Here is a 26,779-nt window from a genome sequence, read left to right as displayed (position 1 = left end):
AGGTTGACGCTTCGCGTCCGTGGCTGCATTTATCAAATATAAGTCCATAAATGGCTTATGCTTGCATAAATTTGCACACTCTTGGCCGCGACGCTCGACTTACGCATTTGTCCTACTAATTACTATATTTACCGTGTAAAATTTAAAATGGAGACGCTATATGTTGCGTATTGGTTTAATTGGCACGGGTACCGTTGGTGGTGGTGTCATTCAGATTCTTGAACAGAAAATTGCAGAATATAAGGAAAAATTGGGAGTTGAACTTGAACTCTCCTGCATCTGCGCCAAGTCTGAAGAAGAAGTTGCACCGTATAAGGCTAAGGGTTATAAGGTTTCGACCAACGCCGACGAAATGATTGCCGGTAATGATATTGATGTGCTTGTAGAACTCGCTGGTGGCTACAACATGCCGCGCAAGTGGATTCTCGCTGCTCTCGAAAGCGGTAAGCATGTGGTGACTGCTAACAAGGCTCTCCTCGCCAAGTATGGCCACGAAATTTTCCCGCTTGCTGCAAGCAAGGGTTTGCATGTGCTGTTCGAAGCTGCTGTTGGCGGTGGCATTCCTATCATCCGCAGCCTCCAGGAAGGCTTGCTCGGTTCTACGGTCGAAAGCTTGAGCTGCATTATCAACGGTACTTGCAACTACATCCTCAGCCGCATGGCCGAAGAAGGTCTCGACTTTGATGTGGTCCTCAAGGACGCCCAGCGCCTCGGTTTTGCCGAAGCGGATCCGACCTTTGATATCGAAGGCATCGACTCCGCCCACAAGACGGCTCTCCTCGCTAGCCTTTGCAGTGGCCACCGCGTGGACTTCGAAAAGATTTATGTTTCCGGCATTTCCAAGATTACCGCTCAGGATATCGCTATTGCCAAGGAACTTGGCTGCTGCGTGAAGCTCCTCGGTATCTATCGCCGTGACGGTGAACGCGTGGACGCCCGTGTCCATCCGTGCTTCGTGCCGCTCGATCATCAGCTTGCCAGCGTGAATCGCGTCTTGAACGCTGTTTACCTCCAGTGCGACAACCTCGGCGAAACGCTCCAGACCGGTGCCGGTGCTGGCCGTCTCCCGACTGCATCCGCTGTTGTGGCAGACCTCGTGTCCCTCGCTCGTTCTACCGACGTGGGTTCTCGCAAGGCACTCCCGATGGGCTGGTTCAACGTCGAAAATTCTGCAACGCTCGTTCCTATCTCTGAAACTAGCGCTCGCTACTACCTCCGCTTTGCTTCTCGCGATGCTTGTGGTGTGCTCGCCAAGATTACGAAGATTCTCGCTGACAACAACATCTCTATCGAAACGATTATCCAGAAGGACGTTAACGATCCGGGCAAGGTCTCCATCGTCGTCATTACGGAAAAGACGCTCGATAGCAAGCTTACCCAGGCTGTCGATGCTGTGAACGCTCTCCCGGAAATCGTCGAGAAGAGCCAGGTCATCCGCTTCCTCGCTTAATTAAAGGTCGTATATGATTCGCGCAACTACCATGGAACGAATTCTCTTAATCCTTTCGGATTTTGTCGCATTGTCGATTTGCTTCGCCTTGGCGTTTTGGGTTCAGTTCCATAGTGGTTGGATTCTAGATAAGTTTGATCCGACCAAGACCTTCGAAAGCTATTGGCATTTGGGGTTTGTCTTGAACATTGGGTGGCTTACCTTGTTTGCCTTTGCCGGATTGTATCGCTCTTGGTTGTTGATGTCGAGAACGCACCAGGTACTGCGTGTGCTTCGTGCTGTGGTCATTGGTGTGGTTTTGATCATTGTTTGCCTTTTTGGTGCCGAATTCATGGGGAAGGTTTTCACGAACCAGCCACTGAGTGAAGGTTACCTTTATGGATCTCGGTTTCCGTGGATATTTATCTATGGTGGCCTTGCGATTTTGCTTGTCGGCTTTTTCCGCATGCTCATCTATATCTTCTTGCGGGCTTTGCTCCGTAAGGGTTATGGGGCGAACAACATTCTCGTTCTTGGGGTTACTGAGGCTGGTCGAAAGATTGCAGAAGACCTTGCCAAGACTCCGGCTCGTGGTCAGCGTGTTGTGGGCTTTGTCGATGAACGTTATCAAGTTCTACCCAAAGAATTTGCTAGCGTTCCTGTTTTGGGAAAGTATTCCGATTTGCCGGAACTTGTAAAAAAGTACAAGGTTGGCGGAATCATCATTGCGCACGAAAGCACTTCTCCGCAAGAGATTATGCGTGTGCTCGTTTGGGTTTGCGAACTTCAGTTGCATATTTATATAGTTCCTGAACTTTACAGCGTCGTGAATGGCCGCTTCAAGGCCAACCTCGTTTATGGCTTTGAATTGCAAGAACTTTTTGCATTCACGATGCCGCCTTGGCAAGTGCAGATTAAACGTTTTATCGATATCGCCTTTGGTTTTTTCCTTGGACTGTTTTCGCTCCCGATTTGCTTGCTTGCGGCTATTGCGATTAAGCTGGAAGATCGCGGCCCGGTCTTTTATTCGCAGGAACGTATTGGCCTTTACGGTAAGCCGTTTACTGTTTATAAATTCCGTACTATGCGTACCGATGCCGAAAAGTTCGGTGCCCAGTGGGCGACAAAAGACGATCCGCGTATTACGAAGGTGGGCAAGTTCCTCCGCAAGACCCGTATTGATGAACTTCCGCAGATTCTTTGTGTTTTGAAAGGTGATATGAGTATGGTGGGTCCGCGTCCGGAACGTGCCGTGTTTATCGGAAAGCTCCGTGAACAGATTCCGTTCTATATCAGTCGCCTCAAGATGAAACCGGGCCTCACAGGCTGGGCTCAGGTTTGCCACCATTATGATACGAGCATCGAAGATGTGCAGATCAAGCTCCAGTACGATATGTACTATTACGAAAACATGAGCCTGCTTTTGGACTTCCAGATTCTTGTTAGGACGGTGTATGTCGTGCTGACAGGCAAGGGAGCTCAGTAGACAGTAAACAGTAGGCAGTAGACAGGAATAGTTAGGCGGCTTTGCCGCGATTATAAAAACTTCCTACTTCTTACAGACTACTTCCTACTAATCACTAACCACTAACCACCAACCATTAATCATGTACGGCGATAATTCTACTCCAGTTTTCCCAACCGAAGATGCTTTGACCATGATCCGCCTCGCTTTGGCGGAAGACGTTCGCACGGGTGATGTGACGAGCGAATGGACCATCCCTGCAGACCAGAAGCAGCATGCACGCCTTATTGCAAAAGAAGATGGCGTTCTTGCCGGTCTTCCGATTATCGAACTTGTGTTCCAGGAGCTCAAGGCAAATGCCAAGGTGACGCTCCACAAGAAAGATGGTGACGTCGTGAAGAAGGGTGACTTGATTGCCGAACTCGATGGCACGACGCACGAACTTTTGACGGGCGAACGCACTCTCCTCAATTTCATCCAGCAGCTTTCCGGTGTGGCAACTGTGGCTCACACGTTCCAGGAAGCTTTGAAGGGCGGCAAGACGAAGGTGCTCGACACCCGCAAGACGATTCCGGGATTCCGCACTTTGCAGAAGTACGCTGTTCGCGTTGGTGGCGGCTCTAACCACCGCATGGGCCTCTTTGACATGGTGCTCGTGAAGGACAACCACATTGCAGCCGCCGGTGGCGTGCTTGAAGCGCTTGAAGTCGTCAAGAAGAACAACAAGCAGGGCTTGATGGTCGAAATGGAAGTCGAAAACTTCGACCAGCTCCGCGCTCTCCTCAACAAGGGCGTTGACGTTATCATGCTCGACAACATGAGCAACGAAATGATGGCCGAAGCCTTGAAAATCATCAAGGAAAGCGGCGACAAGTGCTTGGTTGAAGGTTCTGGCAACATGACGCTCGAACGCGCTAAGCAAATTGCAACGCTCGGCCTCGACTTCATCTCTGTCGGTGCCCTCACGCACAGCGTCAAGGCTCTCGACATCTCGATGCGCATTTAATTTCAAAGATTGTCAGGGCGGGTTTTGACCCGCCTTCTAGCAGTTATGCCCGCCTTGAGCGGGTTTTTCTTTTTGAAAAATTTTTAGTTTTCTCTCTACAGGAGAATTTTATGGAACAGCAAGCAGCAGAAGTTGTATCGTTCTTTCATGGCACGTTTTGGGCGCTTGTGCCCTCTGTCGTTGCTATTGTTTTAGCTCTTATCACCAAGGAAGCCTATTCGTCCCTTTTCATAGGAATTGTGATTGGCGGGCTTTTCCTCAGTCAAGGGAGCTTTCCGCAGTTTTTAGACAGTGTCTTCAAAAACGGCATGGTCAAGCAAGTGTCCGATCCGTGGAATGTGGGCATTCTCTTTTTCTTGGTGATGCTAGGTGCGATGGTTGCGTTAATGAACAAGTCCGGGGCGGCTGCCGCTTTTGGAAATTGGGCGAAACAGCACATCAAAACCAAGGTCGGCGCTCAAATAGCGACCATTATTCTAGGTGTCCTGATATTTGTCGATGACTATTTCAACTGCCTTACAGTGGGAAGCGTGATGCGTCCTGTTACGGATAAATTTAAGGTGAGCCGCGAAAAACTCGCGTATTTAATTGACGCAACGGCGGCGCCTATCTGCATTATTGCGCCGGTCAGTTCTTGGGCTGCTGCAGTGACAGGCTTTGTCGAAGGCGAAGACGGCCTTGGCCTCTTTGTAAAGTCCATTCCGTACAACTTCTATGCATTGCTTACAATTGTGGCTCTTTTCAGCTTGGTGCTTTTGAAAATTGATTTTGGACCTATGAAACATTACGAGTCCGCTGCCGAAATGATTGAGGCTAAAATGGAAGAGGCTAACATAGAACAAGCTCGCGGAACGGTGCTCGATTTGATTCTACCGATCGTGTTCTTGATCTTTTTCTGCGTGATGGGGCTTATTTATACGGGCGGTTTTTTCGCCAGTGGCGATGCTCACAAAGGTTTTGTTGATGCTTTTGGTAGTAGCGATGCTTCTGTGGGCCTTGTGTATGGTAGCTTTGCCGCATTTTTTGCAACGGTGACTTGGTATTTGGGGCGCCGCGTCTTGAAAATCCGCAAGTGCTTGGAATGTTTGCCCGAAGGCTTTAAGGCCATGGTTCCTGCAATTATCATTTTGGTGTTGGCCTGGAGCTTGAAGGGCGTTACCGATGCTCTTGGTGCAAAGGATTTTGTCGCAGGAATTGTTTCGGGCAAGGCTACCGCATTGATGAACTTTATGCCGGCTATTATTTTCTTGGTGGGGATTGGGCTTGCGTTTTCGACGGGTACATCTTGGGGAACGTTTGGCATCTTGATTCCAATTGTCGTCGCTGCTTTCTCCAGCATCGATCCGGAGTTGATGATTATTTCGATTTCGGCTTGCATGGCAGGCGCAGTCTGTGGCGATCACATTTCTCCCATTTCAGATACAACGATTATGGCAAGTGCCGGTGCTGAGTGTAACCATGTGAATCACGTGAACACGCAGTTGCCTTATGCGTTGTCGGTTGCTTTGGTCAGCTTTATCAGTTTCATAGTTGCTGGCTTTACGCGTAGCGGCCTGCTTTCGTTTGCTTTGGGGGCTGCGATTATCGTTGGCGGGCTCGTTATTGTTAAGAAAATGCAATCCAAGAGCGCTGTTAAGAAATAAGAATTACCGTTTGATCTGAGCTATCACGATGGCTATCATCATGATGGCGCAGCCGCAAATTTCGCGAACGGAAAGCTGTTCTCCTAAAACAGCCCATCCTGCAAATACGGCAAATACAGCTTCAAGGCTCATCGTTAGCGACGCGACGGTGGGCTTTACTTTATCTTGTGCAACGATTTGGAGCGTGTAGGCAATCCCGCTGGAGCAAAGCGCTGCAAACAAGAGCCCTGCAACGGCGCGTGGGTTTGCAAAAGCTTCAATGACGGTGCTAAAATCCATTGCTGGGAATTTTAAATCGAAGAAAATCATTAAGGGAGCTGTCAAAACTCCGATGGTCAAAAACTGGATGCTTGAAACGCGAATCGGGTCAACATAGTTTACGAATTTGTCAATCACCAAAATGTGTATCGAAAACACAAGTGCACAAAGCAGCGAAATACCGTCCGAAACTTCAAGCGAAAATCCATCCTTGATGCAGAGTAAGTAAAGTCCAACTGTTGTAATCGCAACGCAAATCCATGTTTTTAGCGAAATACGTTTGCCTAAGAATAAACTAACAACAGGTACAAGTATAATGTAGCAGGACGTTAAAAATCCCGATTTGCCGGCGGAGGTTCCCAAATACATCCCGAGTTGTTGCAAGTTCATGGCTGTGCATAAGGCTAGCCCGCAAAAGAATCCCGCTTTCCAGAGCAACTTGGTTTCTTTGCGGTTGCGAGGCCTGCGAGGACTTTTGCCCAAGGCGTCAAGCAATTTGAAAATCAAGGCGAGGAACCCAGCGGCGATAAAGCACCGGATGCATGAAAAGGCGAACGGCCCGAACGCATTCCCTTCGACTTGCGCCACAAAACCCGATCCCCAGATGAACGCGGTCAACACTAGCAAAAAACTATAGCCTAAACTTGCCATGGACGCATATATAGCATTTTGTGCAAGAATACCAAGTTCCAGGATCAAAGTTCTACTAACGAACCCCTAACCCCTTCCTACATCCCACCGTCTACTCCCTACATCCCACCGTCTACTCCCTACATCCCACCGTCTACTTCCTACATCTCACCGTCTACTTCCTACATCCCACCGTCTACTCCCTACATCCCACCGTCTACTTCCTACATCCCACCGTCTACTCCCTACATCCCACCGTCTACTCCCTACATCCCACCGTCTACTCCCTACATCCCACCGTCTACTCCCTACATCCCACTGTCTACTTCCTACATCCTACCGTCTACTCCCTACATCCCACTGTCTACTTCCTACTTCCTACTGTCTACTAATACTATATTTCCATTGTATGGACGTTTTATGGGAGTTTCTATGCGTTGTTTAGTTACTGGTGGTGCTGGTTTCTTAGGAAGTCACCTTTGCGATAGACTTTTGAATGACGGACACGAAGTCATTTGCTTGGACAATTATTTCACGGGCCGTATGGCTAACGTTGCACACTTGCGCGACAACCGCAACTTTGAACTCATCCGTCACGATGTCACCGAACCGATTCTTCTGGAAGTGGACCGCATTTTCAATCTGGCATGCCCAGCGAGCCCAATCCATTACCAGTTCAATCCGGTAAAGACCATCAAGACAAGCGTCATGGGTGCCATCAACATGCTCGGTCTTGCAAAGCGCGTTCACGCCCGCATCTTGCAGGCTTCTACAAGTGAAGTCTATGGCGATCCGGCTGTGCATCCGCAGACCGAAGACTACTGGGGAAACGTGAACCCCATTGGCATCCGCAGCTGCTATGACGAAGGCAAGCGCGTTGCCGAAACGCTCTTTATGGATTACCACCGCCAAAACAATGTTGATATCCGCATTGTCCGCATTTTCAATACATACGGTCCGCGCATGCTTCCGAACGACGGTCGCGTTGTTTCGAACTTCATTGTGCAGGCGCTCAATGGCGAAGACATCACCATCTACGGTGACGGCAGCCAGACCCGCAGCTTCTGCTACGTGGACGACCTCATCGAAGGCTTTGTCCGCATGATGAACCAAGACGAAATCATTGGACCGGTCAACATCGGCAATCCTGGCGAATTCACGATGCTCGAACTTGCGAAGGAAGTTCTCGAACTCACGGGCTCCAAGAGTAAGATTGTCTACAAGCCGCTCCCGGGTGACGATCCGAAGATGCGTCGTCCGGACATTACGCTTGCCAAGAATGCTCTCAAGTGGGAGCCGACAATTCCTCTCCGCCAGGGTCTCGAAAAGACAATCGTCTACTTCGATAACTTGCTCAAAACGAAGTAACCGTTTATCTTAAAAATTTGTCATTCATTCTCTATTTTAGGGGAGTCGTCAAGACTCCTCTTTAATTTTTTCGATAAAGTTTTAGCTTTAAAAGAAAAAAGAGAATATGATGTTCCGAAAGCTATTGATTTTGCTGATGTTTTGTGTACTCGACACTTTTGCTGTTGAGTTTTCTGAAGTCCAAGATTCGCTTGTTGAAAATACAATCCCGCAAGAAATCGCCTTGAGCAAACTGGATAAAGTTTATCCCCTGATTGTTGCCGGTGAAGTTTTTGGCTTTAATGGTTTTATTTGGGCATGGGATCGCTATGTGCTTGACAAAGGCTATGCGCGCACAGGCCCGAGCTATTGGAAACGTAATTTTAAGGAAGGTTGGGAATGGGACCACAACCACTGGGCCATTAATTTTTATGGTCACCCGTACCAAGGAGCGACTTACTACAATTTTGCTCGCGGTGCTGGCTATGGATTCTATGGAAGCCTGCTGTTTGCTGCCTTGGGAAGTTGCACTTGGGAAATGTTTGCCGAAACGGAATACCCTTCCATTAACGATTTGATTGCAACATCAATTGGCGGCTCTGTTTACGGCGAAGTCCTTTACAGACTCTCGCGCAAACTTTATGGAGTTGAAGAATCTTCTTGGTACAAGCAAGTCGTGGCTTTTGGAATGGCTCACTCCGCTTACTTACAAAGGAAAGTTTTTGGTAACCGCGATGGTATTACAGGGGATACTCCGTTGGAAATGTCGATATTTTTGGGAGCGGGTTCGCACTTTGGAAATATTTACCGCTTTGGTGGTCGCAATGAAGACGATTTAGACCAGCGTTGGGACGATAAACACTTCATGTACGGTGGTGAAATAGAATACGGCAAGCCATTTAGAAAAGTTAAACGTCCATTTGATTATTTTACTTTATATACACGTGGCGAAGTTGGCCCAGACGGGACGCTTTTCCAACTTGACGTGACGGGTAAACTTACGAATGCGGGCGTTCATGGTCGCGGTCATTGGGTCGATTTTGCGACGCTTCTCGACTATAGCACGTTCTATGGTGACTTTGCAACGGTCGGTACAATTTCTATAGGAACGGGTGTCGATTATTCGCTTTTGATTTCGCCCTCGATGCGTTTTCGAATGTACCACCAAATCTATTTCATATTGCTCGGTACGACCGATATGGGCTATGATGATTTGATTCAGGCTGTGCATCCCGAATATGAGTCGGACATGGACAATTATCAGTACAACATGGGCGCAAAGTATGTCTTGGGGGTTGAATTTTCAGTGGGAAAAAGGTTACGCATCAAAAATAAGACCGTAGTCGATGCGCTGCATACAATTCCGGGATCGTTGCCGCACTATGGTGCCGATGGTTGGGACATGTTGCTGATGAATAAGACAACGATGGAATATGATTTGTTTGGTAGGCTTTCTATGGGAGGGCGCCTTGACGCCTATGCCAAGATTGCCGCCTATTCGTCGGAGTTCTTTGAGCCCATGAGCCGTGGCGTCTTTGCCTATACGCTCTATTTCAGCTATAAACTATTCTAGGTGAGTTCCGAAAAATAGGGTATGAGATTTAGTTGGTAGAACTTAGTTGTCAGTGACGTCATAGCCTAAAGCGAAGCGTGCTCAGAGAAGCAAAAGTTCCGTGCTCATACCTCAAAGCGCCGAAGGCGTGACCCCGTAACTCATAGCCCAATTGACGTTTCCACTACTTTTTGCTAAGATGTTCTTATAATGAATAACTACCCATTGCATAAGAACGGAAACATCCGAACTGCAGATTTCTCGATGCTGAATTATCTGCAACAAGTAAATGTTTTGCCCGATAAGATTGCCATGTTTACCAATCTTAAGGAGTTCGGGCTCGAAAATTACGTCAAGGTCCAGGCGGCGGTGCTGCTCCTCGTGAGGCGCGGTTCCGTTGAAGTTGAACTGGACTTAAAAACCTATAAACTTGAAGCGGGCGCGCTGTTCATTGTTTTCCCGGAACAGGTCTTGAAAGCAAAAAAGGCATCTGACGATTTTGATCCAATCTGTATTGCCTGCTCCAAGAATATGATTGAAGAATTAATCATCCGCTTTGATGACAATACGCGACTGATTCTGAAATCTCGTGAAAATCCGTTGCATCAATTGGATGAAGAAAAGTTTAAACAGCTAAATGAAAGTTTTGAATTTTTAAAGAAAAAATTCGAAACCACAGAAACGAATACTTGCCGTTTGCAAGTTCTCAAAAACTATTTGATTGGACTCCTTTACGAATGTATTGGAATGGATCACGAACCCATGACCACAGATGTTGTCAAGAGCCGAGGTCAAGTTCTATTCTCTCAATTTATCGACCTTGTTGTTGAACACCATCGCGAGCAACATTCTGTGAAGTTCTATGCCGATGAACTCGGCATTACGCCGAAGTACCTCTCCGCCGTTGCTGAAGAGCAGACCGGCAAGAATGCTAAGCGCTGGATTGACGAACATATCGCCCTCGATGCCAAGGTGCTATTGCGCTCGTCATCCAGAGACATCCAGAAAGTCTCCAAAATTCTGAACTTCCCGGACGTTTCGTTCTTTGGAAAGTTCTTCAAGCGCCTCGTCGGCGTCTCGCCCAAAGCCTACCGCAAAACCGCTGAATAAGTGGCTAGTAGACAGTAAACAGTGGTTAGGAATTTGTCATCCTCGCGTACGCGAGGAACCATAATTTCTTGACTTGCTTTTGGGAAGGACTTTGTCTTCTTGCGCCCAAGTCATCCCGGACACCGTTTCGGGATGGGGATTGCATTCACCCTGACATCGTCATCCTGATCCTGGAGCGTAGCGATAGGGGAAGGATCCAGTAAAATTTTACTCTGATTTAACAGATTGTCTATAATCAATCTCCTTTGTATGTTGTAATTTGCAGGAAGAATAATTTTAAATTGCGGTTTGATTATGAAATTCCGAAAGATTACCTTATTCACATTGCTTTTTTCTTCACTTTTCTTCTTCTTCGCCTGCGACAAAGACGTTGCCTGCGACAATGGCTCCGAGGAGCGCAAAGAATATTACGCAGACGGCACTGTAAAATCCATCACAACATATCGCGATAGTGTAAAAGACGGCCCATACGTCTCATTTTATGAGAATGGAAATAAGCTGCAAGAAGGTCAATATAAAAATGGTAAAAAAGATGGCGCTTGGAAGGAATGGTCAAAACATGGATCGTTGATAACGGAACAAAATTGCAAAGCTGAAGAAAATGAAATATGTTTTATAAAATCATGGTATGGAAAAGATCGATTGGAAGGAAAATACAAAGGGGGGCTGCGTGAAGGCGTATGGAAATGGTGGTATGAAAATGGCCAAATAAAAGAGGAGAAATTTTATAAAGGTGGAAAATTATTTTCCTATAAATACTTTGATGAAAAAGGTAATCTAATAGAAGAAAAAGAGTCCTCAGGTGGATGGGAGGAACGTTGTCGAACGGTGCCGGGGCGTGATAGATGGTCTTTGCGGAATGATAGATGGTCTGTGATTACCTCTATTTGTGATACTTTTTTTGTTGGAAATGGCTTTGAAAAAAAATGGTATGAAAATGGTCAATTGAAATCCGAAAGGTATTACAAAGAAAGCAAGAGAGATAGCGTATGGAAAACATGGTATGAAAACGGACAATTGCGTTCAGAGGAAATTTATAAATCTGATAAATTAGGTGGAACATACAAATTGTGGTATAGAGATGGATCGTTGAAAGTAGAAACTTTTTATAAGGAGGGAAAAGAAGATAGCACTTGGAGAGAAATGTATGAAAATGGCAAATTGAAATCAATCCGTTTTTATAAATCAGGCGTGGAAAAAGGCTCTTGGAAAGAATGGTATGAAAGTGGCAAATTGAAATCGGTTCGTTTTTATAAAAATGGCTTGGAAGAAGGTTCATGGAAAGAATGGCAAGAAAATGGTAAATTGAAAAAATTGGAAAATTATAAGGCTGGTAAGTTGAATGGCGTTCAGAAAGAGTGGAATAATGATGGCTTGTTGATAGAAGAAAGAAATTATAAAAATGGAAAACTTGATGGCTATTCGAAATGGTGGGGTGAAAATGGAAAATTGAAGGAATACGAAACTTTTAAAGATGATGAACCGGACGGCATTTATAAAGAATGGGATGATGAAGGCCGATTGTATGAAGAAAAAAATTATAAGGACGGAGAACTTGATGGCCCTCGAAAAACATGGTATAAAAACGGAAAGTTAAAAGCTGTTGAATATTATAAAGCGGGCCATGAAGTTGGCGTTGGGAAATGGTGGGATGAAAATGGAAAATTGATTGCTGAGGAAGAATGCAGATTGGGTATGGATGGATGTGTACGGAAAGAATTTTTTGAAAGCGGTAAATTGAAATGGAAAGGTCTTTTCGAATCTGATAAACGAGAAGGAATTTGGAAATTATGGCATGAAAATGGACGGTTGGCAAGTGAAGGAAATTATAAGGGCGGTAAGCGCGATGGCATTTGGAAATTGTGGCATGAAAATGGCCAATTGGCAGAAGAAGGTGCTTATAAACTCTACGATAAAAAGTACCGAAATTACGAATGGCATGAATGTCGTTTGGACCGCTTGAAGTGTAAAACAGACAAGAAAGATGGAAAATGGAATGGTTGGTATGCAAATGGACAATTACGATATGAAGGTTTTTACAAAAAAGGCTCTGAAGTTGGTGTATGGAAGGAATGGTATGAAAGTGGAGAATTGAAAATAGAAAAGCGATGGGTATTGCTTAATGTTTGGGAATGGAAAGCGTTGTATGAAAATGGTCAATTATGGTATGAAGGTTCTTATGATAAAGACAGAAAGAATGGTGTATGGAAAGTGTACCATAAAAATGGCAAGTTGGCGTTTGAAGGCGCATATACATTAGACGAACCCGTCGGCATTTGGAAAGAATGGGATGAAAATGGGGATCTGACAAGAGAAGGTCCTTACAAATCAAATGAACAAGCCTGGAAAAAATGGGAAGAAATCGGAATACCTAAACATCGTCATCCTGAGCCCATTCGACAAGCTCAGGATAAACTCCGTCGAAGGGATTGGGACCCTTATCGTATCAGAAAAGTCCTGAAGGATCTGATCCACCATATCTATAATGAATAATGTAATTTACAATAAATGATTATTTTTATGAACTTAAAGACCTTCATTCGCTTTACATTCCTCTTTTCCTTTATCCTTCTCTTCCTCGCCGCTTGCGACAAAGAAGAACGCAAAGAATATTACAATAGCGGACCGTTAAGATCTATTACGACATATCGTGATAGTGTAAAAGACGGCCCGTACATCTCGTATTACGAGAATGGAAAAGTATGGGAAAAGGGGCAATATAAAAATGACGAGAAAGATGGGGCTTGGAATACATATCGCGAAAATGGAAAAATCGCAGAAGAAGTAAATTATAAATCGGGTCAAGTAGATGGAGAATGGAAAACTTGGTATGAAAGCGGAAAATTACGAAGTGTACAATATTACAAAGAGAATTTGGAAGATGGCTCTTGGAAAGAATGGTTTGAAAACGGTCAACAGAAAACTGAGGTGAAATACGAAGCTGGTGTTTGTGACGCATGTTTTTGCAAATATAAAGCCGATTATGATAAAGTTTGTTTTGAAAAAGAATGGTATGAAAATGGACAATTGAAGGAATGGCGTTATAAAACTGAAAATGAGGAAAAATGCGTTGTGAAAATATGGTATATGAATGGACAATTAAAAGAGGTTCTGGATTATAAAGATGGTAAAATATTTACTTATAAATGTTGGTATGTAAATGGCAATCTGCAAGAAGAAATAGTATCATCTAAAGGGTTTGATGATGGAAAATGGCGCACTTGTGTTGAAGAATATGGATCTCGTAAGTTACTTGCAGAGTCTTTTAGTGAAGAAGGATTTTTGAAGGAATGGCTTGAAAACTGGAAATGGAAAAATATTGAGAACATCAAAAAAGGGTGGAAAAATGGTGCTACGTCTATTCGGAATGCTATTCGAAAAGAATGGTATGATGATGGAAAATTACGAAGAGAAAGATATTACAAAGATGGACGTGATAGTCTTTGGAAATCATGGCATGAAAATGGTCGTTTGCAATCGGAATGTTCATATAAATTAGGCAAACAAGACGGAAAATGCCAGGAATGGTATGAAAATGGGAAAATACGAAGTGTACAATATTACAAAGAAAATTTGGAAGAAGGCTCTTGGAAGGAATGGTATGAAAACGGAAAAATGAAAAATATCGAGAGCTACAAGGATGGATGGAAAAATGGTGTTTGGAAAGAATGGTTCGAAAATGGTCGGTTACAATCGGAATATTCATATAAATTAGGTAAAAAAGCAGGAAAATGGAGGGAGTGGTATGAAAACGGGAAATTACGAAGTGAAAAATATTACAAAGATGATTTTGAAGATGGTTCTTGGAAGGAATGGTATGAAAACGGCAAATTAAAAAATATCGAGAGCTATAAAGATGGACAGGAAAATGGTGTTTGGAAAACTTGGTATGAAAGTGGAAAATTACGAAGTGTACAATATTACAAAGAGGGTTTGGAAGACGGTTCTTGGAAAGAATGGTATGAAAACGGCAAATTGAAAAATATCGAGAGCTATAAAGATGGACAGGAAAATGGTGCTTGGAAAACTTGGTATGAAAATGGTCGATTGGAAATGGAAGAAAACTATAAAGCTGGGCTACTGGATGGTATTAGGAGGGAATGGCATGAAAACGGACAATTAAGGCTAAAAGAATATTATAAAGATGGTGAACTTGATGGAGCTCGTAAATCATGGCATGAAAATGGAAAGTTGCTTGAAAAACATCAATTTAAAAAAGACTTGTTTCCAAAGCGTCCATGGATCAAAATGATGGTGCGCTAAAACCCATCACGACATATTGTAATGGTGTACAAAATGTAGAGTTTTTTATGGAATATCATATTCCTTCAAGTAATGTTTATTCTAAATAAATGGTATTTTGCAACAAACAAGTCCTATTATGAAATTGAGAAAAATCATTTTATTCACGCTGCTTTTTGCTTCTGCTTTGCTCCTCGCCGCTTGCGACAAAGAAGAACATTCCGACAAAGATAATCGCAAGGAATATTACGATACTTGCGAAAAAGAAGAACACAAAGAATATTACGATAACGGTGCGTTACAATCCATCGTGACATATTGTAATGGTGAAAAAAGCGAGGCCATTTCTTTTTATGAAAATGGAAAAGTATGGGCAAAGGGGCAATTTAAAGATGATGAATTTGATGGTGTTTGGCGAGTATGGGATGAAAAGGGAAACCTGATAGAAGAACATAATCATAAAGCAGGTAAACCAGATGGTGATTGGATTGAATGGTATGCTGATGGAAAAATGAAAGGGTATAAAAAATATAAAGATGGAACTTTGTATGTGTCAAGAATGTGGCTTGAGAATGGAAATCCCAAGTTTGATAAAATTTTTTCTAATGGTGAGTGCCCATTAAAAATTAGCTATCCTTATGGTGCATATAAAGATTGTTCAAATCATTCTGTAGGCCATGGCTTTGAAAAAAGTTGGTATGACAATGGTCGTTTGGAATATGAGGAATATTTTAAGGATGGAAAAAGAGATGGTGCTTGGAAAACATGGTATGAAAGTGGGTTGTTAAAATCAGTGGAATATTACAAAGCCGGTAAGAAAGATAGCGTTTGGGAAGCATGGTATGAAAATGGAAAATTAGAATCAGAGGAATTCTATGCAAATGGTGAAAAAGAGGGTGTTTCTAAAATTTGGTATGAGAATGGCCGATTGAAGGAAAAAGGAATTTATAAGAATGGAAAAATGTATGAACTTAAAATCTGGTATGGAAACGGTCGTCTGGAAAAACAAGAAAAATTTCCTGAAGGTAAAAGTAGTTCTCCATTTTTCCTCCTATTTAAAAAAGGAATGTGTCACTCTATTGATGGGTTTGAAGGTGATGGTTATGTGAAATCGTGGTATTATGAAAATGGACAATTAATGTATGAAGGTGCCTATAAATCAAGCAAGAAAGTTGGCGTATGGAAAGTCTATCATGAAAATGGACGATTGGCATTTGAAGGCTCATATAAAAATGGCGAACCAGATGGAATTTGGAAAGAATGGGATGAAAACGGAATGTTGAAAAATGAGGGTACGTATAAATTCGATGGATATGATGGTGATCGTTACATTGGAGAAGACCGTACTTGGACAAAGTGGAATAGAATTGGCGGATATGAATGTTCTTTAAAACCAGACCCAAAAGCAAAATATATATGATCTAAACTTTCATCGCATCGACTTGATTGACGATTGCAGTCACGGCTTCGATGTACTTGTTGATGTTTGACACAATCACGTTCTTGTCACTGGTCGCATTGGGGATGCGCACGTCAGGGAACATCTCGTAAACTTGTTCGTGGCTTTCGGGATAGTTGCCGGTCGCAAGGAAATAGACGCCATAAAGCAATGGTAAAAGCGTCGGCTGAGAACGCACATAAATTCCATGAGGATGGCGATCTTCTTTGATGTAGAGGAATGCACGACGTAAATGCACTAGCAAACCGCGCAGTTCGCGTTCGCATTCGATACGCAGTTCCGCAAGATTCGGGCTGAAATCTGCGAGCGGCGTTTCACCGCAAAGCGTGATGTTCTTGCTCTTGATATGCAAGAATTCCAGCGGGAACACGTCTTGCGACGACTTGATTTCAAAACGCGAGAACACGTGATTGAATTGGATGTTGTCGTATTTTGCTTTTTGCGTAAGCTTCTGCAGCGGCAGCATATCCTCGACGGAATTGGACTTGAGAATAAAGCTCACGGTCCACGGGGCTTCCAACGCAGAGAACCCTTCCATAAGGCAATCGCCATGAACGAATGCCGATACGAGATTGTCGCCGAGCGCTTCTTCAAAAAGCTTCGGCCATTCCGAGTTCTGTAATTCCGCTACGCTTAAATTCTTCTTCATAAGGGAACCTCTAAATTACCAACTTCCGCCGGAGCCGCCACCGCCAAAGTGGCCTCCACCAAATCCACCGCCGAAACCGCCACCAAAGCCGCCTCCGCCAAAACCGCCAAAGCCCCCGCCGAAACCGCCGCGGTGGTGGCCACGGCTGCTATTGCTGAGCGCGTTTCCGAGCAAGAACCAAAGGCAACCGTTTCCGCGTCCGCCGCCGTTTTTCGAGACCAGCAAGAATAAAATCACGAAAATGACGAGCGGGAGCCAAAGCGGATCGTCTTCTTCTTGCGGGAGTTGGTCGGTATTGACCTGTAGCGTAATACCTTTTTCTTTTGCGACAACTTGAGCGATTTCCCAAGCAAGCGTGATGACTCCTTGGCCATACTTTTCAACCTTGAATGCCGGCACAATCGTCTTTTGCTGGAGCCGTTCTACAAGCACATCGGGCAGGTAGCCTTCGGCGCCATAGCCGACTTCAACGCTTCTGCGACGTTGCTTCATCGCGGCAAAAATCAAGATGCCTTCATCCGTCTTGCCGCCAACGCCCCAGTTTTGGGCGATGTTTACGGCGTAATCTCTAAAGTCGGCGTAACCGATATCATGCACAAGCGCAACGGCAAGCCCGACTTTAGCCTTCTTGTAAAGCTCTTCAGAAAGCGTATTGATGAATTGCACTTCTTGCTTCGAAAGCAAACGGTCTTCGTCGTACACGTAGCTGTTTTGCGGGCGCTTGGGGAGCCCCGCCTTGTTTACCTTGAATCCAGCCGCAACAGGGATTGCGAGCATCAGGATGAACAGTATCGATAAAATTCTTTTTGGCATAGAAAAAAGCCGCTTTGCCGCGGCTTCGTAAAGATAATAAAGTTATCTAAGTTCTAAGAGCGCAGCGGTCTAAGTTCTACCAACTGCGCTTCCGGCGCCTACTTGCACAACGGTGTTAGCTGCTTCTGGAGCGGAGCAAAATCAGTCTTTTTGATTGCACTAATAGTAGCTGCGGCTTCAGTCTTTCCGACGCCTTTACCCGTTGTAAAGAAATTGACTCCTTCACCTTTGATTGCAATAGTGAAATCGAAGGACGAAATGAACCCGAGTCTGCCTCTAAACGTGTTTTCTATTTCCACGCTGAGTTCCGGTGCAGTCGATTCTTCGTCATCTATTGCAAAGATGGATTTCTTGGAAAGAGCGTTTTCAAGAGCGCTGCAAACATTCGCTTCCATTTCACAATAAAGCTTGATCTGGCAACGGGAAATCTTTACGCGATATGGAACTTCGAGAGCGTTTCTCAAGCCTGTCTTTTTCAAGAGTTCAAGCGAAAGATTCGGTTCGACGATAATTTCGTACGGGCCCTTTTCGAAGTTCACATTGCGCAGCTTGAACGTTGCAATGCCGTTCTTCTGTGTGCGGCGTTCCGAAAGCGTCTTGCTCTGGCGAGCAATAAGCGGGAAGTTCGGCACCGGACCGATGGAATCCTTGACGATGACATTCCAAGAAGGCATTTCGGCCTTGGTCAGTTCAAAGTTCGGTTCGGCAGTCGTTGTAATAGTAATGCTTGAAAGTCTTTCGACCAAAAGCTTCTCGATTTCCGGGAGCGTATGTTGCAAGCGATGGCTGTCGTTAAGCGGATAGACATCGGCAAGCTGCTGCAAGTAGAAATTGTATTCGTTGACCTTGTCTTCGGCAATCTCCAAGTCGGAGGCTGCGTTGGCGTAGGTGCGGTTATCCAGAGCTTTGCGGGCAGACTTTTCAAGTTTTGCAATATCTTGCTGCAAAGTTTTCAAACGGAACTGGAGGCTTGCGGTGAACTCGTCCATGTCGAGAGTTGCCGTTGCCTTGAAGCCTTTATCCACTTTTATAGGAACAACCTTAACGCCCTTGAGGACGACGTTGCTCTTCACATTGCTTTTTGCCCTGTATGTTTCGCCAAGAACGCTCTTACCATCGTTGATGTCTTCGTATTTGGTAAGTGTTTGAGTTGCGGAAACTTGGGACTTAATCTGCTTAGCGACACCGGCCATTGCGGAATTGTTTGCTTCTTCCTGCGAAACTTTGGAAGTGGCGGTGTAGGTGACGATTTTCCCGGCCAACGCTGGGACTACCGCAAGGCAAGCGCAAAGGATAAGGCTTTTGATATTCATTACTAGTTCAGCTCCATCAAAATCAGCTTACGAGTGATGTTGTTCTTCTTCGTTTCCGCAATCGGCTTGAAAATCTGGCGGATTTTCGCATAAACTTCCTGAGAATCCTTGTACTTCAAGGGATTGGCGTAAATGACGAAGTCCAAAGTCTTTGCCGTCATGACGTTCACCTTCACGGAATTGAAGTTGCTCTTGAGTCCCTTCATGATGGCATCGTGCAAGTCTTCGGTCTGGCTGTCGGAGTATTCGCCCTTGATGTTGGCGACAACCTTGTACTGGGTGCCCTTGGCGAGGTCCGTCTTCCAGTAACCGAGAATCTTCTGTTCGAGTCCGGGCATGGCTTTGCGGACGGCAGCACCGATGTTCGAATTGATATTGATCTTGGAGGTATGGCCGTTGTTGCGGACTACTGCGGTCTGCGAGCCGAGGAGACGAGCTGTCGAAGTCTCGTAAGCGGATACTTCAACGGACACTTCGTCGTTTGTGACTTCCGGAGTGTACTTGATATAGATATCGGCGTCCAAGGCAACGCTAGCCAGGTAAGACAAGTCGTCTTCGGTGTTGGCGATATCGCTCTGCATCTGGAGGATGCCGTTCAGTTCGGCCTGACCATCGACAGACTTGACTTCGTAGTTTTTCTTGGTGAGGTAACCGTTAATGGCTTCTGCCGTGGTGCGGGAGTACGGGCTTTCGCTAGAGAGGTCCGGGACTCCGTCCTTGGTGCTCAAGTTCGGGGAGACCATGATGACCGGTTGGCCGATATCTTGGACTGCACTGGCGTTTGCGTAAGTCTCTGTAACAGCGTCATTTGCTGCGGCTATTTTCTGAGAGGCGGTTGTTGCGCCCGTATTGAAGGCCGTAGGTGTATTGGCGGTAGAATTAGTTGCTGACGTGCCGAAACCATCTAGTTCGTTGTAGGCGCTTTCAGCTCTTTGACGAGTGGCGGCGGCCTTTTGACGATTGTCGGAATCATTGCGCTTTACAGCGTGCGGCGCGGAACAAGCGGTTTCGGCCAGAAGAAGGGCTAAGCAGAGAGATGGAATCAAGTGTCTCATATTACAGATATCTCTTAAAAGGTTTCGTACATTTTTTATACAGATAATATACAATGTTTTGTGTTCGGAAGTAAACAAATAATACGAATTGTAAAATACTTTTTTTATCAGTTGCTATCAAAGAGAAAATTGGATATATATATCCTTGAGGCTACTTTTTTTTACAATAAAGAATTGTAGTTTGGAGTGTGTTAGGTTTAAACTTCTCTTGAGGGAGGTTGAAAATGAGTGAAAAATGGATCTGGCTGCCTGATTGGGCCTCAAATCTTGGCATTTGGGAAGATGATTTGGCGGATGTGGCTCCTTCTGCAAGCCACGTTTATGTGCCGTATAGTCAATTAGCTGATTTTTTGGAAAAGCCGGAGGATATCCTGGAATTCAAGACGGCTTCTACGGTTGTTGCCTGGGGGCTTGGCGCCTTGTCACTCATGTGTTCGGGGGCGGGGCCGCAAAAGGGGCAAAAGTGGATTTTACTTTCGCCGTATGCCGATTTCTGTGATGAAATAGGCAATTGGACTGTACCGAACTTGCATTTTATGGCACACCAGCTCGAAACGACCACGGAACCTGCACTCAAGGCCTTCATGGAACTCTTTGAAGATGATTTTGGCGATTGGCAGGATGACTGGTTGGCCGAGGCTAAAAAGTACAACGCAGAGGCGCTCGCTAAAGGGCTTATGTATTTAGCCGAACATCGCGTGGATTCCATAGTTCCGAACAGTGAAAATATTCAAGTGATTTACGGGCGACTGGATGCGACCGTTCAACCTGAATGGACGTTAAAGCTCAAGGAATTTTTGCCCAAGGCGGAATTTAAGGAACGCCCCAAGGCTGGCCATTGGCCACCGATGTTGTTGCTTTAAGCAAGTAGACAGTGGTTAGTAGGCAGCCCTTCGACAGGCTCAGGGACCTGACTAGGTTGGTGAGCTTGCCGAACCATGCCGCGATTATAAAAACTTTCTACTTCCTACCGACTACTTCCTACTATTCCCTAATCACTAACCACTAATCACTTCTTAAACTTTTTGAGCTTTGCAATCACAATCAGTGCTACTAGGTAAATCGCAAAGAACCATAGTAATGTTTTTTCGAAAGTGTTGCCTATAGATGTATAGAATGTGCTCCTTGTCTTAAGGGGCATTTTTCTTTGTATGACGCGTGTTTCAAAAATCTTGGTGTTTTGGTCGTAGTGCCCGTATTGGTCGATGAATGCGGACACGCCGCTGTTTGCTAGGCGTGCAACCGGGTAACCGTAAGAGATGGCGAGGTGGCGTACGATGTTCAAGTGCTGGAACGGGGCCGTGCTCCGTCCGAACCAACCGTCGTTCGTGATGTTCACCATCAGGCGTGAACCTGCGTTGATTGCTTCGCGGACGAGGTCTCCAAAAATGGCGTCGTAGCAAATGTAGGGCGTCCAATTGTAAGGGCCGTAAACGGGTGTTTCTTTTCCAGGAACAAAGTCGCCTTCGCCAAGATCCACATAGTTCAAGATGGGGAACACGTCATCGAAGGGAATGCGTTCGCTAAACGGTACAAGGTGCTTTTTGATGTAGCGCTGCGGAAAGCTGTGGTTGCCTGGCGTAAAGAGAAACGATGCGTTGTAGATTTCGTATTGGCGAGGATTATTTTTGTCGAAGGAAACGTGCTTATAGTCGAGTGCGCCGGTCAGAATGCTTGCGTTTCTCATGTCAGCCATCTGGTGCAATCGTTTTATGACTTCGTGCTGTCTGCGGATGTGATCGGGAACTGCGGTCTCGGCAAGGAGAATGAGGTCTATGTCGGGGGTTGTGCTGTCCATTGCCATTTTGAATGTTTTGTTGACTATGGAATCAAAGCGCTCCTTGCTCCACTTGGCTCCTTGGGCAATGCTGGGTTGCACCATCGCGATGGCCGGATTCTCTTGTGCTTGTGCGTTGTAGAACGGGGCTGCCTCCGGTGCTGAAAGAACGCAGCTTCCGTGAATCAAGAGGGCTGCAAAAATGACGAACGGAAGTGCAAAGAGTGCGAATCTTTTGCGGCTCTTTAGCAAGAAGGCGTAAGCGACAATTTGGTTTGAGGCGACGATGAGAATCGTATAGCCGAAAACGCCGATAATTGAAAGTGCTTGGAGTAATTCAAGATGGTTTCCGAATGTGTATCCCAAGTGGTTCCATGGGAAAGCGAAATCGCCAGTAGTGCGGTGCACTTCGATGGAGGCATAGAAAATGGGGAAGAGGACAAGCAGATAAGCCTTGCCTTTAATATTTAAATTCTTGGCGGTAGAATAAACGAATGAAGCGAGAACGTTGAACAAACTGAGGTAGGCGATGAGGAGAATGAGTCCGAGAAAAATGAGGCCGGAGGGCGCTGTTTCCACGTTCATCACATTGCGGATCCAGTAATAGTTCACGGTGTTGTAGACCATGCTTGCCCAGAATGTCGCAAAGACTGCGGTCTCGCGATTGTATTTGTTCAAGACGATGAACCACGGCACAAGCAGAATAAGCATTGCGGGGCCGAGTGGGAGAGGCGGGAAAGCGAATGCGACAAAACCCCAAGAAAGCGTTGCAAGCGCAAGGGCGATGCGGGCTTCTTTTTGCTTGAATAGTTTGGCGTTCCAACGTGCGAAAAGCGATAACCAATAAAGCATCATCGGGATGAATGTCGCGACAATCTGGAAAAGCCCGGCATGGCTACGCGTGAGATAATCTATGGCGAGGAATGCAAAGACGATAATCCCGTATGTGTTCATGTATCGCGAAAACGGATGGCGAACATTCTTCATGAATAAGAACGGGAGTGCTGCAATGATTGGCAACAACTGCGGAAGTTGTATGTAAAGCCCCGGCGTTTCCGGACGCACAAAGAACAGCACAAGTTCTATAGCCGCAAGTACAGAGGCGTAAATCTTGTACGCCTTCGGAAGAGCTTTAAGTTTAGTTAGAAAATCGTTTGGGGTCATTTTTCTTAGATTGTGTAAATGCTTACATCGTCATTCTGACACCGTAGGTGGAAGAATCCAGGGCATTTCTGTGATAATTCACTGGATCCTTCGACTTCATGCCTTGGGCATTTCGCTCAGGATGACGCATTATGTTTAACTCATTGCTCAAAGCGTAGCGTGCTCAGAGAGCGTAGCTCGACCTCATACCCTAATTTTACAGTCCGCTTTTGTCTTGGGGATTGAACACGAGTACGAATTCGCCTTTGGGCGGGTGCACCTTGAAGTGCGCCGAAATTTCCGTGGGCGTTCCGATGAGGTGTTCCTCGAACTTCTTGGTGAGTTCGCGCATGAGCGCTATCTTGATGTCGCCAAAGACTTGCTTGATTTCTTCGACGAACTTGTCGATGTTGTGCGGGCTTGCGTAAAAGATTTGCGTCGCTTCTTCGTCTTTCAGTTTTTCCAAGAGGTGGATGCGCTGGGCGCTTTTCTTGGGCGAGAAATACTGGAACGTAAAATGGTCGGTCGGCATGCCGCACGAAACGAGTGCAGTAATCATGGCACATGGGCCTGGGATGGCGCGCACGTCAATGCCTTCGCGCACGCATTCGCGGACGAGATTGAATGCCGGGTCTGCGACGCCGGGCGTTCCCGCATCGCTTATGAGAGCAATGTCGCCGGTATTCTTTAGAAATTCGACGTACTTCGGCGTGACTTTTTCTTTGTTGAAGTCGTGATAGGCTTCCATGGGGGTCGTGATGCCGTAGTTGTCAAAGAGAACTCTCGAATGACGGGTGTCTTCGGCAAGGACGAGGGGGACTTCCTTGAGGATGCGCACAGCGCGGTACGTGATGTCTTCCATGTTCCCGATAGGAGTTGCAACAATGTATAAGGTAAATGGCATGATGTAAAAATAGATTTTAGACGACAACTGCGTAGGGCGAATATCGCGCCAAAAACATGTTTTTGGCATGATTGAGCCCAGCAGTTGGGACTTGAGCTAAGCGAAAGTCCAAAGATAGTAAATGAAAGTGGTTGGTGGTTAGTGATTAGTGGTTAGTAGGATGTAGTCAGTAGGAAGTTTTAATGATCGCGGCCTTGCCGCCTAACTATTCCTGCCCACTGCAACTTCTCTTTCGTCTTTCGTCTGTAGGACCGTAGGTCCGTTCTTTCGTCTCACTCCGCCCAATCGCTTGCGCTGTTCAGGTCGGTGAGTCTGTTCGAGTTGAGTTCGAATGTCAATCGCTGCACGAGCTTGCGGTGCATTTCGTTAGAAGCCTTGTTCACGAGGTCGGTACGTAACCGCCCATAGAGAATAGCGTTGATGTCTTGCTGCTCAATGAATTCTACATGGCGGACTAGGGTGCCGTTGCAGAACACACGTGCGGAAAGTGCATAAGTCCACGATTCGTTGACGGGAAGTATTGGCCACAGGGGTATTAACACCCCGAGATACCATGCGGAAGTCGTTTCGTTTTGCTGGACTGTCGCCTTGATAGTCGCTTCGCCGCGGCAGGCCTCTCGCGGGAACTCTGTTTCGCTCACCGCTTTGGTGTAAGCGCGCAACAGGTCTTGCGAAAGCTCCAAAGAATCGTTTCCGTACAAAAAGGGAATATTCCCGAAAAAGCTGTACTTTTCGTCGGTTAGGGAGATCCCTTCGAGGTCGCCCTGCGTGAGTTTCATGGAGCATCCAGAAAGGATGGTTGAAAAAACAAGTGCAGGGCTCAAAAATTTAACGATGGAGCGCATGTACTAAAGATATAAAAAAACGAACGCCATCGATTTTATTAAGATTGTGAGTATGGATTTGCCTGCTTATTTTATTAGTGACGCCCATTTGGGTATTGAACCTCCCGGGGCAGTTCCCAATAGGGAAAAAAAATTAATAGAACTCCTTTCTTCGTGGAAAGGCAAGGCTAGCCATGTTGTCGTGATTGGCGACCTATTTGAATTCTGGTACGAGTACAACTATTATATAGCGTCAGCGCATTTCGATTTGTACCGTGCCTTTGCTGAGCTTGTGGAGTCTGGAGTCGAGGTGCATCTTTTGCAAGGCAACCATGATTTTGCTTATGGCGATTTTTTCCCGAAGAAGCTTGGGGTGCAGGTCCACAAGTCTGTAATCCTAGAAATACAGGGCAAACGCATTTTTGTGACTCACGGCGATGGCGTTCCCAAGTCCGATTGCGGTTACCGTTTTTTACGCAAAGTGCTGGATTTTCCGCTCAACCGGTTCCTCTTTAAGCAAATACATCCAGATTGGGGGATGGGACTTGCTCGTTTTGTCGGTCGTAACAGTCGTAAGTATGGCGAAAGCCGCAAGGTAAAGATCGAAGAATACTTGGAATGGGGCGACCGCATGCTTAAGAAGGAACATTGCGATTTTTGCATTCACGGTCATCATCACATTTCAGGAATTTGGAATATGCCCAATGGCGTGGTGGCCTCCCCAGGGGAGTTTATAAAAAAGCCCACCATCCTCAGCTTGGAGAATGGCGGGTTGAAATTGGTTTCGCTTTAAGCGGATCGATGAAGATTATTCGCTAATATCGCTAGCACGATCTTCGGTGGATTTGATCATCTTTTTCTTTGATTCAGATCCCCAAAGTTTTGCAATAATGTCCGTGCCTGCAAATGATTGCCAATATTCTTCTACCCAGCACCAGTGGTGGACTTCGCCTTTTTCATCGGTGATTGTCCAATTATGCTTTGCCGAGAAGCTCATTGTCTGAACTTGCGGGGTAAAGTAGGGATCGGACGTTTTTTCCGGTTCAATGGTGATTGTCCAAACTTTGTCGGCTGTACGCTTGTAAATAGCGATATTGAATACCAACAAAATTGCTAGGAAAATTAGGCTCCACTTGAAGTTTTTCTTCGTCAGCAGATATATTACTAGTAGAACCAATAATAAACTGACTGCTGCGAAGTTATAGTGAGTCGGATAAAATACTTTGAATACTTCAATCATTTTATCTGTCCTCTAAAAAATTGAAGATTACTTCTTCTTGGCTGCCTTCTGCTGTGCAACGAGAGCTGCGACGCTGAACGTAAGAACGTTCTTATCGACCTGGCTTTCGGTACGGAAGCTCTTGAGCGGGAGAGCGATGCCGTGAGAAGAAAGTGTGCCCATGAAGGAGGCGTTTGCATGGCTTGCAATGGTACGGACGTTGATGAAGCCCTTGTTCTTGCTGAAGGTCAGCTTGAAGGTCTTCTTGGCCGCATCGTATTCGGCAACCATGGTCTTGTTTTCCTTGGTGTTCAGAGCATTTTTGGTGTTGTGGTCAAAAATGATGGTTCCACGGGTATCAATAGAGAGCATGGTCTTGTTGCCCACGGCATTACGGCATGCGAGAGTCGTCCATTCGCCCTTCTTCTTTGCGCCCTTAGCGGTGAAGACATACTTGTTGCCTTCCTTGACGAGCGTGTAAGCGCCAGTTGCAACCGGAAGACCGATAGCATTGAATGCGCCCTTGAAATAAAGGAATTTGGACTTGGAGCCGATGATTCCGTTAATAAAGCGGAAGGAAGTGGACTTCGGTGTCTTAATAGGCGTGATAGCCACGCGCTTGCCAACCGGGTCGACTTCGACGTCTACATAAGGACCCACATCGACGGTTCTACCATCATCAGTCTTTGTCTGAGTGGCAAGCTTGTCGAGCTTGAGTGCCTTGACGGCTTCTTCCGGGAATCTGATGAAGCCACGGACATCCATTTTTACGATTACGTTTTCCATTTACACCTCTTTTGTTTGTTTGATTGTCGATAAAATAACAATTTATTGTCCAAATGTCAAAGATTTTCACAAAAAAAGCATGTACAAAGGATAAAAATAGCTTTTTCGTAACCAATAACATTTGTTGTATAAAAAATAATAATAAAAATGTAAAA

At 45.6% G+C, this 26,779-nt stretch carries 22 protein-coding genes; 12 read left to right on the top strand and 10 right to left on the bottom strand.

The window, feature by feature from the left end:
- The first annotated feature begins 160 nt into the window (after nt 1-160).
- From HUF13_RS06375 to HUF13_RS06360, 4 genes are all read left to right on the top strand, one after another.
- Nucleotides 161-1,450: a homoserine dehydrogenase gene (locus tag HUF13_RS06375; RefSeq protein ID WP_173474343.1), complete on the top strand. Its 1,290-nt coding sequence runs from the start codon at nt 161-163 to the stop codon at nt 1,448-1,450.
- Nucleotides 1,451-1,463: 13 nt separating this feature from the next.
- Nucleotides 1,464-2,915, top strand: coding sequence for a sugar transferase (locus HUF13_RS06370; RefSeq protein ID WP_173474342.1), 1,452 nt, complete (start codon nt 1,464-1,466; stop codon nt 2,913-2,915).
- A 121-nt stretch (nt 2,916-3,036) separates the two neighbouring features.
- Nucleotides 3,037-3,900, top strand: coding sequence for a carboxylating nicotinate-nucleotide diphosphorylase (nadC, locus tag HUF13_RS06365; protein WP_088630674.1), 864 nt, complete (start codon nt 3,037-3,039; stop codon nt 3,898-3,900).
- 110 nt (nt 3,901-4,010) lie between these two features.
- Nucleotides 4,011-5,543: a Na+/H+ antiporter NhaC family protein gene (locus HUF13_RS06360; protein ID WP_173474341.1), complete on the top strand. Its 1,533-nt coding sequence runs from the start codon at nt 4,011-4,013 to the stop codon at nt 5,541-5,543.
- A gap of 3 nt (nt 5,544-5,546) precedes the next feature.
- Here HUF13_RS06360 and HUF13_RS06355 read toward each other — a convergent pair whose 3' ends face one another.
- A complete protein-coding gene (locus HUF13_RS06355) occupies nt 5,547-6,500 on the bottom strand; it encodes a DMT family transporter (RefSeq protein WP_304038888.1) in 954 nt (317 codons plus the stop codon).
- 363 nt (nt 6,501-6,863) lie between these two features.
- Here HUF13_RS06355 and HUF13_RS06350 point away from each other — a divergent pair, with 363 nt between their 5' ends.
- The 6 genes from HUF13_RS06350 to HUF13_RS06325 all read left to right on the top strand — a co-directional run bounded on the left by HUF13_RS06350 (nt 6,864) and on the right by HUF13_RS06325 (nt 16,102).
- Nucleotides 6,864-7,799, top strand: coding sequence for a UDP-glucuronic acid decarboxylase family protein (locus tag HUF13_RS06350; protein WP_173474340.1), 936 nt, complete (start codon nt 6,864-6,866; stop codon nt 7,797-7,799).
- Between the two features lie 106 nt (nt 7,800-7,905).
- Nucleotides 7,906-9,351 carry a DUF3943 domain-containing protein gene (locus HUF13_RS06345; protein ID WP_304038886.1) on the top strand — a complete coding sequence of 482 codons (1,446 nt, stop codon included), beginning with the start codon at nt 7,906-7,908 and terminating at the stop codon, nt 9,349-9,351.
- Nucleotides 9,352-9,540: 189 nt separating this feature from the next.
- Nucleotides 9,541-10,440 (top strand): helix-turn-helix domain-containing protein, encoded by a 900-nt coding sequence (locus HUF13_RS06340; RefSeq protein ID WP_173474339.1) that lies wholly within the window; start codon nt 9,541-9,543, stop codon nt 10,438-10,440.
- A 294-nt stretch (nt 10,441-10,734) separates the two neighbouring features.
- A complete protein-coding gene (locus tag HUF13_RS06335) occupies nt 10,735-12,933 on the top strand; it encodes a toxin-antitoxin system YwqK family antitoxin (protein WP_173474338.1) in 2,199 nt (732 codons plus the stop codon).
- Nucleotides 12,934-12,960: 27 nt separating this feature from the next.
- The gene (locus HUF13_RS06330; protein WP_173474337.1) at nt 12,961-14,703 is read left to right on the top strand and encodes a toxin-antitoxin system YwqK family antitoxin; all 1,743 of its coding nucleotides are present in this window, start codon (nt 12,961-12,963) and stop codon (nt 14,701-14,703) included.
- A 118-nt stretch (nt 14,704-14,821) separates the two neighbouring features.
- Nucleotides 14,822-16,102 carry a toxin-antitoxin system YwqK family antitoxin gene (locus tag HUF13_RS06325; RefSeq protein WP_173474336.1) on the top strand — a complete coding sequence of 427 codons (1,281 nt, stop codon included), beginning with the start codon at nt 14,822-14,824 and terminating at the stop codon, nt 16,100-16,102.
- Nucleotide 16,103: 1 nt separating this feature from the next.
- Here HUF13_RS06325 and HUF13_RS06320 read toward each other — a convergent pair whose 3' ends face one another.
- The 4 genes from HUF13_RS06320 to HUF13_RS06305 all read right to left on the bottom strand — a co-directional run bounded on the left by HUF13_RS06320 (nt 16,104) and on the right by HUF13_RS06305 (nt 19,971).
- Complete coding sequence (locus HUF13_RS06320) at nt 16,104-16,790, bottom strand: hypothetical protein (RefSeq protein WP_173474335.1); 687 nt, start codon at nt 16,788-16,790, stop codon at nt 16,104-16,106.
- A gap of 15 nt (nt 16,791-16,805) precedes the next feature.
- Complete coding sequence (locus HUF13_RS06315; protein ID WP_173474334.1) at nt 16,806-17,603, bottom strand: YgcG family protein; 798 nt, start codon at nt 17,601-17,603, stop codon at nt 16,806-16,808.
- Nucleotides 17,604-17,701: 98 nt separating this feature from the next.
- Nucleotides 17,702-18,916 (bottom strand): hypothetical protein, encoded by a 1,215-nt coding sequence (locus HUF13_RS06310; RefSeq protein WP_173474333.1) that lies wholly within the window; start codon nt 18,914-18,916, stop codon nt 17,702-17,704.
- A gap of 2 nt (nt 18,917-18,918) precedes the next feature.
- Nucleotides 18,919-19,971 (bottom strand): hypothetical protein, encoded by a 1,053-nt coding sequence (locus HUF13_RS06305; protein WP_173474332.1) that lies wholly within the window; start codon nt 19,969-19,971, stop codon nt 18,919-18,921.
- Between the two features lie 224 nt (nt 19,972-20,195).
- On the opposite strand from HUF13_RS06305, the gene HUF13_RS06300 reads away from it, so the two are divergent.
- Nucleotides 20,196-20,834, top strand: coding sequence for an alpha/beta fold hydrolase (locus HUF13_RS06300; RefSeq protein ID WP_173474331.1), 639 nt, complete (start codon nt 20,196-20,198; stop codon nt 20,832-20,834).
- A 146-nt stretch (nt 20,835-20,980) separates the two neighbouring features.
- On the opposite strand, the gene lnt is transcribed toward HUF13_RS06300, so the two are convergent.
- From lnt to HUF13_RS06285, 3 genes are all read right to left on the bottom strand, one after another.
- Complete coding sequence (gene lnt, locus HUF13_RS06295) at nt 20,981-22,912, bottom strand: apolipoprotein N-acyltransferase (RefSeq protein ID WP_304038884.1); 1,932 nt, start codon at nt 22,910-22,912, stop codon at nt 20,981-20,983.
- A 196-nt stretch (nt 22,913-23,108) separates the two neighbouring features.
- On the bottom strand, nt 23,109-23,864 hold the full coding sequence (gene rsmI, locus HUF13_RS06290) for a 16S rRNA (cytidine(1402)-2'-O)-methyltransferase (RefSeq protein ID WP_304038882.1): 756 nt from the start codon (nt 23,862-23,864) through the stop codon (nt 23,109-23,111).
- Nucleotides 23,865-24,067: 203 nt separating this feature from the next.
- Nucleotides 24,068-24,574 (bottom strand): hypothetical protein, encoded by a 507-nt coding sequence (locus HUF13_RS06285; protein WP_304038880.1) that lies wholly within the window; start codon nt 24,572-24,574, stop codon nt 24,068-24,070.
- Between the two features lie 118 nt (nt 24,575-24,692).
- On the opposite strand from HUF13_RS06285, the gene HUF13_RS06280 reads away from it, so the two are divergent.
- A complete protein-coding gene (locus tag HUF13_RS06280; RefSeq protein WP_173474329.1) occupies nt 24,693-25,412 on the top strand; it encodes a UDP-2,3-diacylglucosamine diphosphatase in 720 nt (239 codons plus the stop codon).
- Between the two features lie 15 nt (nt 25,413-25,427).
- Here the strand turns inward: HUF13_RS06280 and HUF13_RS06275 are convergent, their stop codons facing one another.
- A complete protein-coding gene (locus tag HUF13_RS06275; RefSeq protein WP_173474328.1) occupies nt 25,428-25,859 on the bottom strand; it encodes a hypothetical protein in 432 nt (143 codons plus the stop codon).
- A 27-nt stretch (nt 25,860-25,886) separates the two neighbouring features.
- Nucleotides 25,887-26,624, bottom strand: coding sequence for a hypothetical protein (locus HUF13_RS06270; protein ID WP_173474327.1), 738 nt, complete (start codon nt 26,622-26,624; stop codon nt 25,887-25,889).
- Nucleotides 26,625-26,779: the final 155 nt, after the last annotated feature.

Source organism: Fibrobacter succinogenes (assembly GCF_902779965.1).
Classification (GTDB): Bacteria; Fibrobacterota; Fibrobacteria; order Fibrobacterales; family Fibrobacteraceae; genus Fibrobacter; species Fibrobacter succinogenes_F.
Note: the sequence above shows the minus strand (reverse complement) of the source record. Positions and strands in the feature narration are given on the sequence as shown.

What these genes read in the sequence shown, in the direction of transcription:
- HUF13_RS06375 (WP_173474343.1), top strand. Translation starts at nt 161, where the DNA reads ATGTTGCGTATTGGTTTAATTGGCACGGGTACCGTTGGTGGTGGTGTC.
- HUF13_RS06370 (WP_173474342.1), top strand. Translation starts at nt 1,464, where the DNA reads ATGATTCGCGCAACTACCATGGAACGAATTCTCTTAATCCTTTCGGAT.
- nadC (WP_088630674.1), top strand. Translation starts at nt 3,037, where the DNA reads ATGTACGGCGATAATTCTACTCCAGTTTTCCCAACCGAAGATGCTTTG.
- HUF13_RS06360 (WP_173474341.1), top strand. Translation starts at nt 4,011, where the DNA reads ATGGAACAGCAAGCAGCAGAAGTTGTATCGTTCTTTCATGGCACGTTT.
- HUF13_RS06350 (WP_173474340.1), top strand. Translation starts at nt 6,864, where the DNA reads ATGCGTTGTTTAGTTACTGGTGGTGCTGGTTTCTTAGGAAGTCACCTT.
- HUF13_RS06345 (WP_304038886.1), top strand. Translation starts at nt 7,906, where the DNA reads ATGATGTTCCGAAAGCTATTGATTTTGCTGATGTTTTGTGTACTCGAC.
- HUF13_RS06340 (WP_173474339.1), top strand. Translation starts at nt 9,541, where the DNA reads ATGAATAACTACCCATTGCATAAGAACGGAAACATCCGAACTGCAGAT.
- HUF13_RS06335 (WP_173474338.1), top strand. Translation starts at nt 10,735, where the DNA reads ATGAAATTCCGAAAGATTACCTTATTCACATTGCTTTTTTCTTCACTT.
- HUF13_RS06330 (WP_173474337.1), top strand. Translation starts at nt 12,961, where the DNA reads ATGAACTTAAAGACCTTCATTCGCTTTACATTCCTCTTTTCCTTTATC.
- HUF13_RS06325 (WP_173474336.1), top strand. Translation starts at nt 14,822, where the DNA reads ATGAAATTGAGAAAAATCATTTTATTCACGCTGCTTTTTGCTTCTGCT.
- HUF13_RS06320 (WP_173474335.1), bottom strand. Translation starts at nt 16,790, where the DNA reads ATGAAGAAGAATTTAAGCGTAGCGGAATTACAGAACTCGGAATGGCCG.
- HUF13_RS06315 (WP_173474334.1), bottom strand. Translation starts at nt 17,603, where the DNA reads ATGCCAAAAAGAATTTTATCGATACTGTTCATCCTGATGCTCGCAATC.
- HUF13_RS06310 (WP_173474333.1), bottom strand. Translation starts at nt 18,916, where the DNA reads ATGAATATCAAAAGCCTTATCCTTTGCGCTTGCCTTGCGGTAGTCCCA.
- HUF13_RS06305 (WP_173474332.1), bottom strand. Translation starts at nt 19,971, where the DNA reads ATGAGACACTTGATTCCATCTCTCTGCTTAGCCCTTCTTCTGGCCGAA.
- HUF13_RS06300 (WP_173474331.1), top strand. Translation starts at nt 20,196, where the DNA reads ATGAGTGAAAAATGGATCTGGCTGCCTGATTGGGCCTCAAATCTTGGC.
- lnt (WP_304038884.1), bottom strand. Translation starts at nt 22,912, where the DNA reads ATGACCCCAAACGATTTTCTAACTAAACTTAAAGCTCTTCCGAAGGCG.
- rsmI (WP_304038882.1), bottom strand. Translation starts at nt 23,864, where the DNA reads ATGCCAAAAACATGTTTTTGGCGCGATATTCGCCCTACGCAGTTGTCG.
- HUF13_RS06285 (WP_304038880.1), bottom strand. Translation starts at nt 24,574, where the DNA reads ATGAAACTCACGCAGGGCGACCTCGAAGGGATCTCCCTAACCGACGAA.
- HUF13_RS06280 (WP_173474329.1), top strand. Translation starts at nt 24,693, where the DNA reads ATGGATTTGCCTGCTTATTTTATTAGTGACGCCCATTTGGGTATTGAA.
- HUF13_RS06275 (WP_173474328.1), bottom strand. Translation starts at nt 25,859, where the DNA reads ATGATTGAAGTATTCAAAGTATTTTATCCGACTCACTATAACTTCGCA.
- HUF13_RS06270 (WP_173474327.1), bottom strand. Translation starts at nt 26,624, where the DNA reads ATGGAAAACGTAATCGTAAAAATGGATGTCCGTGGCTTCATCAGATTC.